Genomic DNA, 18495 nt, shown 5'->3' on the forward strand with positions numbered 1-18495 from the left:
AATTTGTCACCAGCACAAAGAAAAATTCTACTGTATATCCTTTCAATTATTTTTGTCATCGGCGCGGTCGTCTACTTCGTAAAAAGCGATTATGTGTTTACGCTGATTTCTATCGCCATCGCCATTATTTTCGGTATGCGCGCGCGGAAGGCTGACTCGCGATGAGCATTTTGGATATACACGATGTATCCGTATGGTACGAGCAAGACAACGTTATCTTAGAAAACGTAGATTTACATTTAGAAAAAGGCGCCGTTTACGGACTGCTCGGGGTAAACGGCGCCGGAAAAACAACGCTGATCAATACGCTGACTGGGGTTAACCGCAATTTCAGCGGACACTTTACGCTGTGCGGCATTGAAGCGAACGCCGGCATGCCGCAGAAAACATCAGATGAGCTGAAGATCCGCCGCTACTTCGCTGCCGATTATCCACTTCTTTTTACAGAAATTACGGCGAAGGACTATGTTTCTTTCGTTCATTCTCTGTATCAGAAAGATTTCTCAGAGCAGCAGTTTAACAGTTTGGCAGAGGAATTTCACTTTTCCCAATACACAAACCGGAGAATTTCCGAGCTGTCCCTCGGCAACAGGCAAAAGGTTGTGTTGATGACTGGGCTATTGCTCGGGGCTCCCCTGTTTATTTTGGATGAGCCGCTTGTCGGCTTGGATGTGGAGTCAATAGAGGTCTTCTATCAGAAAATGAAAGAGTATTGCAAGGCAGGCGGAACGATTTTGTTTTCTTCCCATCTGCTCGATGTGGTGCAGAGATTTTGTGATTATGCGGCCATCCTTCATCACAAACAGATCCGGAAGGTCATTCCGATTGGAGAGGAGACCGATCTTCGGCGTGAATTTTTTGAGGTGATCGGCCATGAATAACCTGTTTCCGATTCTGTCATTGCTGTTCAAGCAGCTTTACGGCCGCCAAGGAAAAAAAGACGCCATTCGTATCACCGCAGGGCTTGCCGTTCTGGCCTTGTTTGAAATCGGGCTGATCCGCCAGGCAGGCATTGATGAATCAACTTTAGGAAAAACATACATCACACTCGCGCTTCTGTTTATGAATGCGTACATGGTATTTCTCTCTGTTGCATCCCAATGGAAGGAATCTTACATGAAGCTGAGCTGTCTGTTGCCGATCTCTTCCCGGAGCTTCTGGCTCGCTCAGAGTGTGGTTTTGTTTGTTGATACTTGCTTGAGAAGGACGCTCTTCTTTTTCATATTACCGCTGTTCTTATTCGGAAACGGAACGCTGTCAGGAGCACAAACCCTGTATTGGCTCGGCAGATTTTCGTTTTTTACTGTCTATTCAATTATTTTCGGCGTTTTGTTAAGCAATCTCTTCGTTAAAAAAAGGAGAACGGCACTCCTGCTGCATGCGGCGGTATTCACCTGCGTGTGCTTCAGTGCGGCTTTGATGCCTGCCGTGACGATCCCGCTATGTACGATTCACATGCTCTGGGCTATTGCGATTGACTTCCCTTCATTTTTGCAGGCGCCTCAGCAGCAGAGCAAGATGCATTCTTTTATGCGGTCATCAGAATTTTCGTTTTATAAAAGAGAATGGAACCGGTTTATTTCCTCTAAAGCGATGCTGTTAAATTATATCGTGATGGGGGCATTCAGCGGCTTCTTCTCGTTTCAGATGATGAACACCGGCATTGCCGATCAGCATGTCGTCTATATCGTAATTAGCGCTCTCCTGCTGATCTGCTCACCGATTGCTTTATTGTATTCTCTTGAAAAAAATGACCGGATGCTGCTGATCACGCTTCCGATTAAACGCAGAACGATGCTTTGGGCGAAATATCGCTTTTATTCCGGTTTATTGGCCGGCGGGTTTATTTTGATTGCCATGATAATGGGCTTGATCAGCGGCCGGCCGATTTCACTTTTGACTTTTTTGCAGTGTATGGAATTGCTGCTGGCGGGGGCTTATATTCGGTTAATTTCAGATGAAAAAAAGCCGTCCTTCAGCTGGCAAACGGAGCAGCAGCTCTGGAGCGGTTTCTCTAAATACCGTTCCTATGTATTTTGTATTCCTCTTTTTTTAGCAACTTTAACAGGCACTGTTATTTCCTTGGCAGTCATTCCGATTGCCGGGCTGATCATTGTCTATTTACTGCAAAAACAGGATGGTGGTTTCTTTGATACAAGCGGAAAAAGAGAACGGCTTGGAAGTTAACCTGCTGACGACTGATCAATTTTCAACCATCTCGATCGCCGCGAGCTTTCTGAAGCCGATCGAAAGCGCGGCGGAACCTGAGGAGGAAGCAATCTATTTTTACGGCGCGGCTGCACACCAGAAGCAAAATATCATCGACACCTTCGGCTATGCCGCCGGCCGCCGCTTCATGTATTCAGCAAATCTCTTTTTTGACCAGCAGCTGAAAACGTACGGGACACGCATGATTCACCCGTTATATGGTGAGGGGTTTCAAACAGATACCGTTCTGAACACTTTTGTTGACATGTCCTCTTTTCCGGTTTCTCTTTCTGCCAGCGCAGCGGAAAAGGCAAAAGCCGAACTGCTGCTGAAAATGGAAAAGAAATTCGCTGACCCGTTCTCCTATTCAGCAGCCCGTCTGGCGGAAGAAGCCTTTGGAAACCCGATGTATGGCACTGCTATGTTTGGCCGAAAAGAAAAGCTAATAGCTGTGCATCCTAAACGTTTTCTGGATGCGTCGGAATTTATCGCTGATTTATTTTCTCAGCAGAAACAGCTGAACATATTAGGAAATATACAGTCATGTGATGTTCAGGGACATGCCTCAAAGGCGTCCGCCGTGTCTGCTGTAAGAAAACCTGTGAATCAGCATATTTTTGAAACAGAGACACGCAGTACAGCGGGACCGTCCGTTATGACACTTGGCTTTGACTGCGGAGACATGAAAGATATCCGCGATTATTTAGCCATCCAGCTGATAGACGGATTGCTCGGCAAGTACGGCCATTCCGCTTTATTTCGGCATTTTCGCGAAAAAGATTTGGCTGTTTACCATGTAATCACCCGCTATGACATCATGAGCAATATGCTGCTTGTTTCCGTATGCACCGACCAGATTTATGAAAACGAGATTCCTCCAAGAATATTGGAAGCTGTATCAGGTTTTCACGCGGATGGACCCGAATTAAACAAGGCAAAGCAATTTTTAATCAATGAAATCCTGCTGCAATTTGATTCTCCTGAAGGGCTCTTAGCCTATATGGGAATCCTGCGCCGTTTCTCTTGCACAAAAGAAGACTTGCTGGACAGCATCTCAGCGGTCACTTGCCGTGATTTGCTGCAATTCACCAAGAAAATTACATATATCGGAGCTCATGTAGTAAGGGGATGAGAGATATGGAAAAGGAAGCCTTTTTTCAACAGCTGGATGAACGAACCGATATCAGATACGCAGAAAACGGAATGAAAATATTTAGGTTACAATTTCCCCGCGCTCATTTAAGACTGTGCAATGTCAAAACCGACTTTGGAAGCCGGGATGTCCGCTTACAATCAGAAACCGACGGCAGACTGCTGCCATATGGCACAGCGCACTTTTTAGAACACCTCCTCTTTTGGCATAACGGCCGTAATCTGTATAGTGATTTTTTTGAACACGGAGCGCTGTTGAATGCATTCACTACTTACACTGATACAAATTTCATGTTTACCTCATTGCCGGATCGGCTTAGACAAACCATTCCAATCCTGCTTGACGCATTATGGAACCACTCGTTTGATGAGCAGATCATTGCTCAGGAAAAAGCCGTGATTACAAGTGAAATAGAAACGGCGCTTCTTAACCACCAGCTTCATTACCATTATCAGCTAATCCAGATGCTGTCTCCTGCCTCACCAGCCGCAGTCTTCCCCGCGGGCAGAAAAAAAGACATTGAGGCTCTAACGGTCTGTGATCTGCAGGAAGCCTATGCGGCCGCCTACCAGCCCCATCGGATGACGCTATTTCTGATCGGCGGCACAGAAGACGCGGAAACTCTTTTGCCTTCTCAGCTCAGGCTGGAAAATCGCTCTAGCAGCCGCTCTGACAGAAAAATCATTCCTGCATGCCCTCCCCTCTCACAAAAAGCCGTAAAGGGTGATGAGGAGCAGCCGGAAGACACTTGGACCGGAATACAAATCGGGGCGCTCCCAGGAGAAAACGGACTTTTGACATTGAAGCTGTACTGGGACATTGCCTCTCGCATCCTGTTTCACATGGATTCGCCGTTTTTTCAAGAGATCCGGCAAACGTACCGCTTGAATATCCAAAGCCTATCCGCGGATGTTCACTTATCAGAGGATGGCGGCTTTTTGATCCTTCACAGTAAAGGGGCACATTCTTCCGCATACATTGATGTAGCATCTTACTATATCACGCAGCAGAAAAACCGTACCGAAGCCTGGCTTGAATACGGCAAGGATTCTTTAGTCAACGTGATCATCTATGACAGTGATTACGTGCGTAAATGCTTTGAATGGGCGGCAGAGTGTGAACAGTACGATTACTCGTTTCTCGGCCTTTACCGCACCATTCAGCAGATGAATTCTCATGATTTCTTGGCTCTCATTGAAGCAATGGTTTCTTCTAACAAAGCAGTCATTCATGTACCCCAGAAAGAAGTGATGAGACAATGAAAAAAAGCACTGTCTTTACTTTATTATTGCTGCTTGCGGCCATGGCGGCTTATTCCTTCGGCTGGTTTGACTCAGGTGCCGAAGCCGCAGGCCGATATGTACAGCTGATTAAAAATGACGCTGCCCGCCTTGGGCTGTTGGCTTGTGCCGCTTCCGTACTAATGCTGCCCGCCTTTCTCTATCTTCACTATGTGACGCAATCTGTCAAAAACATGACAGCAGCTTTTCAGAAACTCACACAGTCTCATCAAAGCTGCTGTGACTTTCAGCATCGCAAGCTGTGCAGCCGTTATGCCGGCGATGTAAAAATGCTGCGCGACAGCTATAGGGGCATCCGACAATCATATGTGATGGCTGCTGTATTATATCAGGTCATCGTTTTCGGCTGCATGTTCGAAATCGTTAAAGCCGTTCCCTTCAGCTTTCACACGCCCCCTTCCATTACAATGGGGCTAGCGGTGTTACTAATTCTGTATTTATTGTTTTATATGCGAACGTATTTGCTGCAGCTATTCCAGCATGGCAGCCTGTTCAGAAAAGCACTTGTGGGCGTGCTGACAGGAGCCGGGATATGGTGGATGTTCAGTTTTACTATAAGTGAACTGCTGTTTCTGATCATCTTAGCTGCCATCCAGCAGATCGGGTCTTTTATTTATAAACGATTCTCTTATCGCAGTTTCGCTTCTCTCGACCTGTGAAGTAAGCTACATCGCAATCGCAGACGGACCCGCGCCAACCGGAATGACCGTCACGGCTGTATAATCACTCGTGCGGTACACGGTCACTGCATTGTCGCCGGGCTGTGCCGCGTAAATGTATTGATTGTCGGGTGTGACTGTTAAATCAAAGGCATTAGGAAATGATACGTTTGCAATGATACTTTGTGTAGCGGTATCAACGACATGTAAATTGTCAATGAGAAACGGTTCACTATAAGTCTCTAAAAAGTAAGCTCTAGTGCTATCCGCAGAAAATACAATCGTCCTCAGGGTGTCAAATAGGCGGTCAAAGTCGCCTCCCCTGCTTAATGGTGACAAACTGATTTCTGTTACATTTTTCGGCCACAGTTCATTATTCATCACGTAAGCAAAATTACCAGCGTAAGGGGTTTGAATTAAGCTTGGATATTCAAATGTATTAATGATACTTGCTACCAACTGGCCTGTATTCACATCATATTGATCAACCGACCATCCACTCGTATTGGCGATATAGACAAACTGTCCATTTGGATCTAGGGCAAAATCTGAGGCACCAGGTACTGGGAAGACATTAATCACCGTTTGGAAAGCCATGTTAATTATATAAATAGAGCCAGCGGCCATCACATACGCGAACTCGTCTGTTGGATCAAATTCAATCTTTCTAGGCCCTCCTCCAACAGTAATGGTATTTATAATCGTTAGTGTGTTGTTATCAATTACTGAGACAAGGTTGGTATTCCCATGAAGGACGTACGTGTATGCTTTATCAAAAGTAACGCCTAAATTAGTCGGGACAGCAGAAAATGGAATCGTTTTTACAACAGTGTTTAATTCTGCATCAATAACTGAAACCGTGCTGTCTCCAGTATTGGCAGTAAACACGTAAGAACGTTTCTCCTGCTCCGGCACTAGAATGATTGTTCCCGTTACGGTCAGTGGATTTCCGTAAAAAGGCGGAACAATCACTATATTTTCTAGTGTAACTTGGCTCAGATCCGGACAGTCCTCTGCCTGTCCGGAATAATAAACAATTTGATCAATTTCCGCTGTATGAACCTCTGAGATTGCTGCCTCTCCCTGTCCATATTCATTCCGTACGGGTTCAACACTAACCAATAATTCAATCGTTCCTTGAAGGCGAATGCCATAAACAACCCCTGCCTCGGTTATACAAGGTTCACTGATACATGCAAGATTATCAGTATTCCACGTCACGTTCCCAACTGCCTCAGCCGGATCAACAGTAAAACCTAGCGGCACTTCAATAGGAACTTGAAATGGTGCTTCACGGCTATCTTCTTCATCACAAAAACAGAAACAATTTTCCTGTAAAGCAGAAAGGTCATTCTTTTTCATGATTTCACATCCCTTTTAGAAAGGCACAATATACAATTGGTTAAATCGCAATGTCACTCGGTGAAACGCTAAGCGATATGACAGTTTCCACAGAATAGTCATCCGTGTTGTAAACAATGATGCTTTGCTCTATAAAACGAGTTGCATACAGAAATTCGCCATTCGGGGTAAACGCAAAATCTCTTGCCGATTGCGGAAGATTTCCTATTACGCCTGCACCACTTGGACTGACGGAATATAGATTGTGAGTGAAACCATCAAACAAATACAATCCTGAACCGCTCTTAAACATTTGATACTCACCCTCATACTCCAGCTCTTGGGTGCTACTGATCGTAAACGTATCTAAATCAATAATCGTCAAATAATTTAAGAAGTGATCTTGTTCTAATACATAGGCATACCGCTCCGGCGGATTTGTTTCTATAGAATTGACAATAAGCTCTCGTTCAATCGTTCCTGTAACGTCACCGGTAGATAAATCCACTTTTTGCACTAAACCAAAATCAAGAACATAGGCGAACAACCCATTAGGATCAATTGCAATATCATACCCTTCAACAGGAATAGACCTTTCTACAGTTGAAGTTTCTATTCTGATCACATAAATAGCATTACCGGCGAGAACATAAGCGAAATCGTGCTCAGGCCCAAATTTAATTGTTTCAGGCGGCTGATTTAGCAGTATGGATGCAGTAACAGTCAATGTGTCATAATCGATGACAGAAATCATATTATTGTTAAAATGCAAGACAAACACAGAGCTTTTATCCGGGGTCATCTCAATACCTGTCGGCTCGTACGGAAGAGCAATCGTTGTCACCACGGTATGAGTATTGGTATCAATCACAGAAACCGACTGATCATCTGGATTCGCTGTAAACGCATAAACAGGCTCCGGTCCCGGTACAAGCACAATCGTTCCCGTCACCGATAAAGGACTGCCGTAAAACGGCGGGACGACAACAAGGTTCTCGATCGTGATGTCACTGATATCCGGGCAATCATCCGGTTCATCAGAATAATAGACGACTTGATCGATCTCTGCATTGTGAATGACAGAAACAGCCCCCTCCCCTTGTCCATATTGGTTTCGCACAGGTGAGACACTGACGAGGATCGTAACGGTCCCCTGCAGGCGTACTGCAAATTGAACACCGACCTCATCAGGCTCAGGCCCCGTTTGAATTAAACAGCGTTCACTGACACAGGATAGGCTGTCTGCATTCCACGTGACATTCGCTACCGCTTCAGCCGGATCAACAACAAACCCCTCGGGCACTTCTATCGGCGCTTGAAACGTGGCTTCACGGCTGACTTCTTCCTCACAAAAACACAAACAATCTTGTGTAGCTTCTGCTTTTTCTTTAAAGGAAAGCTTGTTTTTCCTCATTTCATCACTTCCTTTTCAACATACACTGCTCACGCAGATACAACAGAATATGGAAGGTGAATGTGTTTGCTTGTACAAACAGCCGAGGGTAAAAGCTGTTTTTGAAGAAATTCCGGCCACCATGCGGTGTAACGAAAAAAAAATTGCGGTTTTTTTGCGCTTTTGATCTGAATGAAAATGATAAAATATGACATATATAGAATGGTGAAGGGAGGAATTTTCAAAGGTGACAAGTGTCATATCTTCTTCTTCCGTGGGAGAAAAGATTAATGAATGGTACATGTACATACGCCGATTCAGCATACCGGATGCGGAATACTTACGAAGAGAAATCAAACAAGAGCTGGCTCAAATAGAAGAAGACCAGGATCTTCATTTGTATTATTCACTGATGGAATTCCGGCACAATCTGATGCTTGAGTATCTTGAACCGTTAGAAAAAATGCGGATAGAGGAACAGCCGCGACTGTCCGATTTGCTGCTTGAAATTGATAAAAAACAGGCTCGTTTAACCGGACTGCTTGAATACTACTTTAATTTCTTCAGAGGTATGTACGAACTGGACTGCCGGGAATATATATTAGCCATTCATTTTTTTAAAAAAGCAGAGAGCAAACTGAATTTTGTTAAAGATAAAATTGATAAAGCTGAATTCTTTTTCAAAATGTCAGAAGTGTATTACTATATGAAGCAAACTTATGTGTCCATGGACTATGCACGTCAAGCCTTTGAAATATACAATGAACAAACTACATATGATATCAGAATGATTCAATGCCAGTCCCTGTTTGGAGCTAACTTTTTGGACCTGAAACAGTATGATAAAGCAATTGCTCATTTCCAAAAAGCTTATACACTTGCTGAAGCAGAACAGCAGCCGCAGCTAATGGGAAGAACGCTTTATAATATTGCACTTTGCAAGCAAAACCAACACAGCCTTGAATCAGCGATAGAGTATGTAAAAAAATCTATTCATGTTTTTGAAGAATCGAAAATGCTACCTTCACTGCCACAAGCCTTTTTCCTAATTACACAAATTTATTTTAAATTAGGTAAGATTGATAATGCTTGTGAATATCATAAAAAAGGAAGAGAATATTCAATAGCTGCCGAAGACACTGTGTACTTAATGGAGTTTGAATTTTTGGAATCTTTATACTTGTCTGGACCTGATGAAGAAGCAATAGAAAAATGTTTTGTTTTCCTTGAAAGTAAAATGATGTATGCTGATATTGAAGACTTTGCACTCGATGTTGCTAAGTATTATCATCAGAAGGAAAATTACAAAAAAGCATCTACTTATTTTTTAAAGGTTGAAGAAGCAAGACAGCACATTCAAGGGGGGGTGAATTTATATGAAATGGAAGTATAAATTATTACTCGCTTGTTTAGCTGTGAGTGCTGTATTTGTCACAGTGGAAGTATCAAATTCATCTACAGAACATTTTGATGTTGCACAACGTGCTATGATCTAAGACCGCCTTCATCGGCGGTTTTTTTCGTTCCCTCTTTCCAGTTTCCCCATCCATGCTGTCTTGACCCTTGAAGAAGATGTTTGCAAAGCACGGGAACAAAAAACATCCAGACAAGAGTCTGGATGTTTCTCTTATTTCACAAACCCAAGCAGCATTTCACGGATGATTTTGCTGGCTGTGTTTGCCGTTTGTTCTGAGTGGTCGTACACCGGTGCGACTTCCACTAAGTCAGCGCCCTTCACATGTACCTCTGAGCGCGCGATTTCATGCACGGATGCAAGCAGTTCTTTAGACGTGATGCCGCCGGCGTCAACAGTTCCTGTTCCCGGTGCGTGTGCAGGGTCTAATACATCAATGTCGATTGTGACATATACCGGACGGCCTGCCAGCTTCGGAAGTACCTCTTTCAGCGGTTCAAGCACTTCAAACTTAGAGATGTGCATGCCGTTTTCCTTTGCCCATTCGAACTCTTCTTTCATGCCGGAACGAATTCCGAATGAATACACATTTTGCGGTCCGATCAATTCTGCCGCTTTGCGGATCGGCGTGGAGTGAGAAAGCGGTTCTCCCTCATAATCAACGCGAAGATCTGTATGTGCGTCAAAATGGATAATCGCCAGGTCTGGGTATTTCTTGTACATCGCTTTAATGACAGGCCATGACACGAGGTGCTCCCCGCCCATGCCCATTGGGAATTTCCCTTTTTCTAAAATGCTGTCCACATATTCTTCAATCATATCAAGACTTTTTTGCGGGTTGCCGAATGGCAGCGGAATGTCGCCGGCGTCAAAGAAGTTTAGGTCCGCCAGATCACGGTCCAGATACGGGCTGTATTCTTCAAGGCCGATTGACACTTCGCGGATTCTTCCCGGGCCGAAGCGTGATCCCGGACGATAGCTCACTGTCCAGTCCATCGGCATGCCATAAAGGATGGCGTCCGCCTCTTCCCACTCTGGACGGCTCGCGATAAATACTTTTCCTGAATAAGCTTCATCAAATCTCATCTATAAAACCCTCGCTTTCCTGTAAAAAAGCGCAAGATTCGCTCCTGCGCCATACATTCATTATTTAATCAGGTCACTCACAAATTTCGGCAGAACAAACGCCGCTTTATGAAGATCTTTTGTGTAATATTTCGTGTCAATGTCAAAGAAACGGCTGTCTTCCACTGCAAGCGGATCATATTTTTTCGAACCGATTGTAAATGTCCACAAACCGCTTGGGTATGTCGGAATGTTCGCCGTATACAGCTTTGTAATCGGGAAGATTTCCTTCACGTCACGCTGTACATTTGTGATTAATTCCGGTGTGAACCATGGGTTGTCCGTCTGAGCGACGAAAATGCCGTCTTCTTTCAGCGCCTTCGCGATTCCGGCATAGAACCCTTTTGTAAACAGGTTAACAGCAGGTCCGACTGGTTCAGTTGAATCTACCATAATGACGTCATATTGATTTTCAGATTTCGCAATGTGCATAAATCCGTCATCCACTTGCACGTCAACACGCGGATCGTCAAGTTTTCCTGCAATAGAAGGAAGAAACTTTTTAGAGTATTCGATGACCTTGCCGTCAATATCAACAAGTGTCGCTTTTTTCACGCTCGGATGCTTCAGAATTTCTCTGATGACGCCGCCGTCACCGCCGCCGACAACCAGCACATGCTCAGGATTCGGGTGCGTAAACAATGGCACATGCGCCACCATTTCGTGATAAACGAATTCGTCTTTTTCTGACGTCATGACCATACCGTCCAAAAACAGCATGTTGCCGAACTCTTCTGTTTCCACCATTTCTAAATGCTGAAACTCAGTTTGTTCTGTATGTAATGTTTGATTAACCTTCAATGTAATGCCAAAGTTTTTCGTCTGCTTCTCTGTGTACCAAAGTTCGCTCAATTGTCATCTCCCTTTCAAGGCTGTATTTCATTTATTGTAAGCGTCTTTTCAGCTTTTATTCCCGGTTGAAATCGCATTTTCACCTAAGGAAAAAGTATAGAGGATGGCGGGGAAAAAGTAAAGATGCGTCCTGTATGCGATGTTTAAAAACAATCTTTTTTTCTCATAATAGTAGAAACATAAAAAAAGGGGGAACCATTGTGGATGCAATGACAAATAAACGGCTGAGACTGACGCTCAAAACCGTTCGCGCCTTTATCTTTCTTGGGGCTTTCGCGTGCTTAGCGGCAGCTGCTGTGTTTATGACTGTCATTTTGATAGCTAAATACCAGGGCGCTCCCTCAGTTCAAGTGCCGCAATCCACGATTTTATTTGCAAGTGACGGCTCTAAACTCGGGGAGACGAACTATGGCGAAAAACGCTATTGGGTCCCCTTAAAGGACATGAATCCGACGATTGTAAAAGCGACGGTGGCAATTGAAGACCAGAACTTCTATGATCACCATGGCTTTGATTATAAACGCATGGCCGGTGCGGCGCTGGCCGACTTAAAAGCGCTGGCCAAGGTTCAGGGCGCCAGCACCATCACTCAGCAATACGCGAGAAACCTGTATCTTGAACACGACAAAACGTGGAAACGCAAATGGAATGAAGCGTTCTATACAATCCGCCTGGAACAAAACTATTCTAAGGACGAGATATTAGAAGGCTATTTAAATACGATTTACTACGGACACGGCGCCTATGGCATTGAAGCCGCATCCCGCCTCTATTTCGGCAAGCATGCCAAAAACCTGACAGATGCGGAGGCGGCGCTTTTGGCCGGTATTCCGAAAGGACCTTCCGGCTATTCGCCTTATGTCAATGAAACAAAGGCTAAGGATCGCCAAAAAACAATTGTGCGGATGATGGAAAAGCAGCGGATGATCAGCCGCAAAAAAGCGGACGAGCTGATCAAAGAGCCTCTTTCCTATCAGCCGTTGAATAAACACGCCATCAGCAGAAAAGCGCCTTATTTCTATGATAATGCGATGAGAGATTTGGAAAAAAAACTCGGCATGACGCGGGAGCAAATTGAAACGAGCGGGTTAAATGTGTATACAACCGTAAATAAACGGCTTCAGCGCATTGCCGAGGAAACCATTACCGAAACAGTTAACGCCGGTTCTGACATTCAAGTCGGATTTTCAGCCATTGATCCACGCACAGGACATGTTCTCGCTCAAGTCGGCGGTAGAGATTATCAAAAAAGCCCATTTGACAGGACGACACAGGCGAAACGCCAGCCCGCTTCGACAATCAAACCGTTACTGTATTATAAAGCGATCCAGAGCGGGTTTACGCCGGTGACACTGATGAAAAGCGAAGAAACCGAGTTTCAAATAGACGCAAAGGGAGAAACCTATTCTCCAAGCAACTATAATGGTTATTACGCAAACAAACCGATTACGCTTCTTCAGGCACTGGCGCTGTCTGACAACATTTACGCTGTGAAGACCCATCTCTTTCTCGGGATGAACAAGCTCGTTCAGGCGGCAAAGGAATTTGGCATCACCGCGCAGCTCCAAGCGCTGCCATCCTTGGCCCTCGGCACAGAACCGGTGCGCCCGATTGAGATGGTCAATGCTTACGCTATGCTTGCAAATGGCGGGAAGCAAATTGAACCGACCTTTATCACGAGGGTAACTGATGCGGCCGGCCATGTACTGTACGAAAGCCCGAATCAGCATAAACAAGTACTGGATGAAAAAGCTGCCTTTGTGACCGCTAATATGATGACAGGCATGTTTGATACAGATTTAAACGGCTATACATCCGTGACAGGACGGACAATCACGGACCGCCTGACTAGAACCTATGCGGGAAAATCAGGCACAACAAGCGCGGACAGCTGGATGATCGGCTTCAATCCGAAGCTGGCTGCGGGTGTGTGGACGGGCTATGACAAAAACAGCACCATCGACTCAGTCGAAGAAAAAAACTATGCCAAAACCATTTGGGCGGAGTTTATGGAGGATGCGCTCAAAGGAGAACCCGAAACAGCCTTTAAACCGCCAAAAGGCGTGACCGGCGTCTACATCGATCCGGCAACAGGCTACTCCTCCGGCCCCGGCTGCGCAGCCAAGCATTACACGTATTTTGTGAAAGGCACAGAGCCAGCGAATGTGTGCTACGGTTCAGAGCCTGTCAAACAAACAAAAGACCAGCATCCAGTCAAGGAAAAGCCCGCCTCCCCGAAAAAGTGGTGGGACAAATGGCTGGGACGGAATCAATAAAAAATAACCCGGCTGCTTAAATGCCGGGTTATTTAATATGGTTCTTCGATTATCCATGGGAGCAGCGTCACGCAGTCAAGCTGGAGAACCGGTTTCGGGAATCCTTCGGGGATAAAGTGGTCATCTCTCGGCAATTCAAATGATATATACCAGTTACGGTCCGGATCCCATTCTTTTTTCCCTTCTATAATACGTCCGACAATAAAATAGCTGGCCACATAAAGATGACGGTCACCCTCCTGTCCAAATTCATTAATATCGGTACAAACAGACGGCTGAAGACCAAAATCCTCAAACATTTGCGCCTTCTCACGCGGCAGTGTTTTCATTACTTCCCGGTCATTTTCACAAAGAAGACATTCGCACATATCCTCAATATCTTTTGCATACTGCCTTCTCGTTTCCTCCACGTCCGCTTCAATGACCCAATCACCAATCCTCATGGTTTGAAACATGATATCTCTCTCCTATCTGCCAAAAAAAAATGAAAAACCCCGAGTCTTGGTTCGGCTCGGGATTTTCCATGTCCTATTTCTGTATCACCAGTTTACTCAATGTTCACAGAAAATAATTCAAATTTTCTAAAAGTTCACAGAAAGTTCACAAATTAATTTTCTTCTGGAAGCAGTCCTTTTTTCAATTCATCAGAAGAGCGTTCCCACAGGCCTTGGTCATGGTTTTTCAGAAATTCGCCAAGCACTCGCTTCGAGCTGTCATCCATTTGATCAATGATAATGTTCCGTTTCATCGATTTATCCATCAGATTCACATGCTCCGGCAGCGATTTGTAGCCTCTTCTGATGCTTCTGTCGACCGTCATTTCACAGGCTGTTACCCCTGCGTAATAAGGGCCCTCTTCTCTTCTGTCAATCGTCACCCATACCAGCCAGTATGGTTTGCCGTTTGGAACTTCTTCTTTATTAGGCAGAAATTTAATTCCTTTTTCAACGACGCTGCGGGCGTGCATCGCGCCGATGTCAACGAACGCTTCTTTTTCCTCTACATCGACGAATACAGGGGAAATGTTATCAAGGCTGAGTGCCCCTACGCCGAATCCGCCGTGTCCGTCTGTCGGATCACTTTTGATAATATTAAACCCGATTGATTTTTTCTTTTTTTCTTCCATGAGTTCTACCTCCTACAAAAGCGGTTGAAATATCGCTGAAAACAGCTGTAAAATCCGATCTCTTCCGGCATTTAGCAGTGGCCAAAGCACGTAGGATCCGAGCGGTGTCACAAACAGTACCAAAAAGACGATAAAGCCGTAGCTTTCCGCTTGCGTCATCTTGGCACGCGCCCCCGGCGGGACGAGATCTTCAATAATACGATAGCCATCGAGCGGCGGCAGCGGCAGCAGATTAAATAAAAACAGAACGAGGTTCAGCTGTATCCAGATTGAAAAGAACTGATCCAGTCCTGTACTGAATGCCGCAAGCAATTCCATTCCGTAAGCATGCATCAACACTAACAAAGAGAAACCGATAAACGCAAGAATCAGGTTACTGATCGGCCCGGCAATGGATACGAGTACGCCGGCCAAACGAGGTTTCTTAAAGAAACGGCGATTGACGGGAACAGGGCGAGCCCATCCAAAGCCGGCCACCAGGATCAAAATGGTTCCGAACGGATCAAGGTGTTTGATAGGATTCAGCGTCAGTCTTCCTTCTCTTTTCGCCGTATTGTCACCAAATTTATATGCGACATAGGCGTGAGCGAGCTCATGCATTGTAAACGAAACAATTAAAGTAATGACCAGATATGGCATTAGAGACAACGGATAATATAAAAAACGGTCCAAGTGAAATGATCCCTCTTTCTGAAAATGCAAGAATTTACTTTATTCAGTATACTATAAGAAGCCTCTTTTCCTAAAGAGAGGAAAACGATATAAAGGAGGATTCACACCTATGCCATACGTAACCGTCAAAATGCTTGAAGGCCGTACAGACGAGCAGAAACGCAATCTAGTTGAGAAAGTAACAGAAGCCGTGAAAGAAACGACCGGTGCCTCTGAAGAAAAAATTGTTGTCTTTATAGAAGAAATGAGAAAAGACCATTACGCGGTCGCAGGCAAACGCCTCAGCGATATGGAATAATCTTTTATAAAGCCGGCGCTTCGCAAGCCGGCTTTTTCATCTCTATTTCGTCATTTTTTCAATAATGGCTAAAAACGATGCCTTCTCTTCGGCAGTTAAACGTTCAAACATGCCGTCAATCAGCTGCTGGCGGTTTTGGATCATTTGAAGAGCCGCTGCCTGCCCCGATTCAGAAAGCGTAATCCATACGGTGCGGCGGTCATTGTTATTTCTGGATCTCTCAATAAACCCTTCCTGCTCTAAGTGGTTCAGAGCGGTTGTGGTGGCAGAGGGAGACAGTGTGACCTCCTTCAGAATATCCTTTATGGTGCAGCTCCCATGTCTGTATATGATCCGCAGAATAAATCCTCTTACATTATTCACGTGTTTTGGAACGGTGGCTTCATCTAATTGCTTCGTGCTTTTCAAATATTTTGTAAGTGCGTGATCCAGCAAATTTGCTTCCAGTTTGTCATGGTCCATGTAGATTTCCCCATTTCGAGATGCATTCATAACATACGAACGATATGATTTACTTATTATTTTACTGATACCAGATAGGGAAAGTCAAAAAAGCAAACAGCGAATTCGCAACTTTTCTCCTACATGCTTCGATTTTTCACCTGTTTGACAATATTCTCTTTAAATACCTGAAAAGGAACTTGTTCACTCTTCTGATGTCCGAACTGACGGACGTTTACCGCCTTTTCATTCACTTCCTGATCCCCAAGCACCAGCATGTACGGGATTTTCTGCATCTGTGATTCTCTGATTTTGTAGCCAAGCTTTTCATTGCGTTCATCAATATTGGCCCTTATCCCGAGCCGCTTTAGCTCACTCTGCACTTTTTTGCAGTAGTCCATATGAACGTGAGAAACCGGTATAATTTGGACCTGCGTCGGCGCAAGCCAGACTGGGAAAGCTCCGCCAAAATGCTCGATCAAAATGCCGAAGAAACGGTCAATTGAGCCGAATACCGCCCTGTGAATGACGACGGGACGAACCTTTTCATTGTGCTCATTTATATATGTTAAATCGAATTTTTCAGGCATTTGAAAATCAAGCTGGATTGTGGCGCATTGGTGGCTCCGTTTCAGAGCGTCTTTAATATGAAAATCGATTTTCGCTCCGTAAAACGCTCCATCCCCTGCGTTTACTTCATAAGGAAGATCCAGGTCCTCAAGGACGTGTTTCAAGGCGTTTTCAGACATTTCCCACACGCTGTCTTCACCTGATGAATCCTCAGGGCGAGTGGAAAGTTCAACCGTATACTCGAAACCGAATGTGCGGTATACCTCGTCAATCAGCCGAATGGCTTCTTTGATTTCACTCTCGATTTGATCTTCCCGAACAAAGATATGTGCGTCATCCTGGCAGAACGTCCGGACGCGGAGCATTCCGTTTAGAGCACCGCTGTATTCATGGCGGTGCACCTGGCCGAACTCCGCCATACGAATCGGCAGATCCCGATAAGAGTACAGGCTGTTTTTAAAGATGAGCATATGGCCGGGGCAGTTCATCGGCTTCATTGCAAATGCAGTATGATCTACTTCTGAAAAATACATATTGTCGCGATAGTGGTCCCAGTGCCCCGACTGCTCCCATAACCGCTGATTCATCATAAACGGCGTACGCACCTCGGCGTAGCCGGCATTTGTTTGCAGCTCACGCGAAAAGCGTTCCAGCTCATTGCGGACAATCTGCCCTTTTGGCAAATAAAACGGCATTCCCGGCGCTTCTTCCGAGAACATAAACAGCTCTAATTGTTTTCCCAGCTTGCGGTGATCCCGTTTCGCTGCTTCTTCCAGCATATGCAGATGCGCCTCAAGATCTTTTTTCTTTTGAAACGCAATACCGTACACCCGCTGAAGGACTTCATTTTGGCTGTCTCCTCGCCAATAAGCACCTGACACCCGTGTTAATTTGAACGCCTTGATCATTCCTGTTGAAGGAAGATGCGGCCCGCGGCACAGGTCAACAAATTCTCCCTGCTGATACAGCGTAATGTTCTCCCCGCGTGGAATGTCTTTCAAAATCTCCAGCTTAAACGGCTCGCCTTTTCCTGCAAAAAGCGCTTCAGCCTCCTCGTAAGAAACCTCTATTCGCTTGATATCCATATTTTCGTTTATAATATGCTTCATCTCTTTTTCGATGGCCTCTACATCTCCGGAAGTCAGGCTCCGATCAAGCTTCATATCATAATAAAATCCGTCTTCAATGACAGGCCCTATTCCCAAGGACACTTCGCCGTACAGCCGTTTCACTGCCTGAGCCAGCACATGCGCTGATGTATGGCGAAGCACCTGTAAGCCTTCTGGAGAATCCAGTGTGATAATTGAAAGCTCAGCATCTTCCTCCAGCTTAAAGCTGACATCAACGAGCCGGCCATTAACCTGTCCCGCTGCTGCTTTCTTTTCCAGACTGGAGCTGATGGAGGCAGCCACCTCTTTGACTGTAGTGCCTTTCGGATATTCCTTTACCTGTCCGTCCGGAAGCTGAATACTTACATGTTTACTCATTTCAAACACTCCTTATTAATTTTTGTATATAAAAAAACACACCCGTCCCTCTGTAAGGGACGAGTGTGTAATTAACCCGTGGTTCCACCCAAGTTCCCAACGAACATTTATGTTCATCGGCTCGGTGCTATAACGCAGCATCAACGGCATTGGATACTGATTGTTCCCCAATGCTGCTC

Annotated in this window: 19 protein-coding genes; 10 read left to right on the forward strand and 9 right to left on the reverse strand. The window is 45.1% G+C overall.

Translation table 11 applies throughout. From position 1 onward, the window contains the following. Nucleotides 1-3 precede the first annotated feature (3 nt). From albB to NST16_RS20725, 6 genes are read left to right on the forward strand one after another with little or no spacing between them, the layout of a single operon-like run. On the forward strand, nucleotides 4-165 hold the full coding sequence (gene albB / locus NST16_RS20700) for an antilisterial bacteriocin subtilosin biosynthesis protein AlbB (RefSeq protein WP_010332279.1): 162 nt from the start codon (nucleotides 4-6) through the stop codon (nucleotides 163-165). Beyond that, nucleotides 162-881 carry an ATP-binding cassette domain-containing protein gene (locus NST16_RS20705; RefSeq protein ID WP_010332280.1) on the forward strand — a complete coding sequence of 240 codons (720 nt, stop codon included), beginning with the start codon at nucleotides 162-164 and terminating at the stop codon, nucleotides 879-881. The genes albB and NST16_RS20705 overlap by 4 nt, the downstream gene beginning before the upstream one ends. Continuing rightward, a complete protein-coding gene (locus NST16_RS20710; RefSeq protein WP_340888614.1) occupies nucleotides 874-2187 on the forward strand; it encodes a bacteriocin biosynthesis protein AlbD in 1314 nt (437 codons plus the stop codon). Before NST16_RS20705 ends, NST16_RS20710 begins: the two co-directional genes overlap by 8 nt. Further along, nucleotides 2177-3340 carry an insulinase family protein gene (locus tag NST16_RS20715; RefSeq protein ID WP_340888628.1) on the forward strand — a complete coding sequence of 388 codons (1164 nt, stop codon included), beginning with the start codon at nucleotides 2177-2179 and terminating at the stop codon, nucleotides 3338-3340. Before NST16_RS20710 ends, NST16_RS20715 begins: the two co-directional genes overlap by 11 nt. 5 nt (nucleotides 3341-3345) lie before the next feature. Then, the gene (locus tag NST16_RS20720; RefSeq protein ID WP_340888615.1) at nucleotides 3346-4623 is read left to right on the forward strand and encodes a M16 family metallopeptidase; all 1278 of its coding nucleotides are present in this window, start codon (nucleotides 3346-3348) and stop codon (nucleotides 4621-4623) included. Beyond that, entirely contained in the window at nucleotides 4620-5321 is a 702-nt protein-coding gene (locus NST16_RS20725; protein WP_340888616.1) for a bacteriocin biosynthesis protein AlbG, read from the forward strand. Before NST16_RS20720 ends, NST16_RS20725 begins: the two co-directional genes overlap by 4 nt. A gap of 6 nt (nucleotides 5322-5327) precedes the next feature. Here the strand turns inward: NST16_RS20725 and NST16_RS20730 are convergent, their stop codons facing one another. Together NST16_RS20730 and NST16_RS20735 are read right to left on the reverse strand one after the other, a co-directional pair. After that, the gene (locus NST16_RS20730) at nucleotides 5328-6683 is read right to left on the reverse strand and encodes a YncE family protein (protein WP_268448083.1); all 1356 of its coding nucleotides are present in this window, start codon (nucleotides 6681-6683) and stop codon (nucleotides 5328-5330) included. A gap of 40 nt (nucleotides 6684-6723) precedes the next feature. Beyond that, on the reverse strand, nucleotides 6724-8076 hold the full coding sequence (locus NST16_RS20735) for a YncE family protein (RefSeq protein WP_340888622.1): 1353 nt from the start codon (nucleotides 8074-8076) through the stop codon (nucleotides 6724-6726). A gap of 226 nt (nucleotides 8077-8302) precedes the next feature. On the opposite strand from NST16_RS20735, the gene NST16_RS20740 reads away from it, so the two are divergent. Together NST16_RS20740 and NST16_RS20745 are read left to right on the forward strand one after the other, a co-directional pair. Further along, nucleotides 8303-9448, forward strand: a complete 1146-nt coding sequence (locus NST16_RS20740) for a Rap family tetratricopeptide repeat protein (protein ID WP_340888623.1) — start codon at nucleotides 8303-8305, stop codon at nucleotides 9446-9448. Continuing rightward, nucleotides 9432-9551, forward strand: a complete 120-nt coding sequence (locus NST16_RS20745) for a PhrC/PhrF family phosphatase-inhibitory pheromone (protein WP_024123223.1) — start codon at nucleotides 9432-9434, stop codon at nucleotides 9549-9551. Before NST16_RS20740 ends, NST16_RS20745 begins: the two co-directional genes overlap by 17 nt. Nucleotides 9552-9682: 131 nt before the next feature. Here NST16_RS20745 and speB read toward each other — a convergent pair whose 3' ends face one another. Then, the gene (gene speB / locus NST16_RS20750) at nucleotides 9683-10555 is read right to left on the reverse strand and encodes an agmatinase (protein WP_010332291.1); all 873 of its coding nucleotides are present in this window, start codon (nucleotides 10553-10555) and stop codon (nucleotides 9683-9685) included. A gap of 60 nt (nucleotides 10556-10615) precedes the next feature. After that, nucleotides 10616-11446, reverse strand: coding sequence for a spermidine synthase (gene speE / locus NST16_RS20755; protein WP_168749008.1), 831 nt, complete (start codon nucleotides 11444-11446; stop codon nucleotides 10616-10618). A 200-nt stretch (nucleotides 11447-11646) separates the two neighbouring features. Between speE and NST16_RS20760 the strand changes: the two genes are divergently transcribed. Further along, complete coding sequence (locus NST16_RS20760) at nucleotides 11647-13722, forward strand: transglycosylase domain-containing protein (RefSeq protein ID WP_168749009.1); 2076 nt, start codon at nucleotides 11647-11649, stop codon at nucleotides 13720-13722. A 32-nt stretch (nucleotides 13723-13754) separates the two neighbouring features. Here NST16_RS20760 and NST16_RS20765 read toward each other — a convergent pair whose 3' ends face one another. From NST16_RS20765 to NST16_RS20775, 3 genes are all read right to left on the reverse strand, one after another. Then, a complete protein-coding gene (locus tag NST16_RS20765; protein WP_326203975.1) occupies nucleotides 13755-14177 on the reverse strand; it encodes a hypothetical protein in 423 nt (140 codons plus the stop codon). 152 nt (nucleotides 14178-14329) lie between these two features. Continuing rightward, the gene (locus NST16_RS20770; RefSeq protein ID WP_010332295.1) at nucleotides 14330-14848 is read right to left on the reverse strand and encodes a YwhD family protein; all 519 of its coding nucleotides are present in this window, start codon (nucleotides 14846-14848) and stop codon (nucleotides 14330-14332) included. Between the two features lie 12 nt (nucleotides 14849-14860). After that, a complete protein-coding gene (locus NST16_RS20775) occupies nucleotides 14861-15520 on the reverse strand; it encodes a site-2 protease family protein (protein WP_010332296.1) in 660 nt (219 codons plus the stop codon). A 109-nt stretch (nucleotides 15521-15629) separates the two neighbouring features. On the opposite strand from NST16_RS20775, the gene NST16_RS20780 reads away from it, so the two are divergent. Next, a complete protein-coding gene (locus NST16_RS20780) occupies nucleotides 15630-15818 on the forward strand; it encodes a 2-hydroxymuconate tautomerase (RefSeq protein ID WP_003222038.1) in 189 nt (62 codons plus the stop codon). Nucleotides 15819-15860: 42 nt separating this feature from the next. Here NST16_RS20780 and NST16_RS20785 read toward each other — a convergent pair whose 3' ends face one another. Together NST16_RS20785 and thrS are read right to left on the reverse strand one after the other, a co-directional pair. Then, on the reverse strand, nucleotides 15861-16280 hold the full coding sequence (locus tag NST16_RS20785) for a MarR family transcriptional regulator (protein WP_010332297.1): 420 nt from the start codon (nucleotides 16278-16280) through the stop codon (nucleotides 15861-15863). Nucleotides 16281-16399: 119 nt separating this feature from the next. Next, on the reverse strand, nucleotides 16400-18316 hold the full coding sequence (gene thrS, locus NST16_RS20790; RefSeq protein ID WP_340888627.1) for a threonine--tRNA ligase: 1917 nt from the start codon (nucleotides 18314-18316) through the stop codon (nucleotides 16400-16402). Nucleotides 18317-18495: the final 179 nt, after the last annotated feature.

It is taken from the genome of Bacillus sp. FSL K6-1005 (assembly GCF_038000225.1).
GTDB lineage: Bacteria > Bacillota > Bacilli > Bacillales > Bacillaceae > Bacillus > Bacillus mojavensis.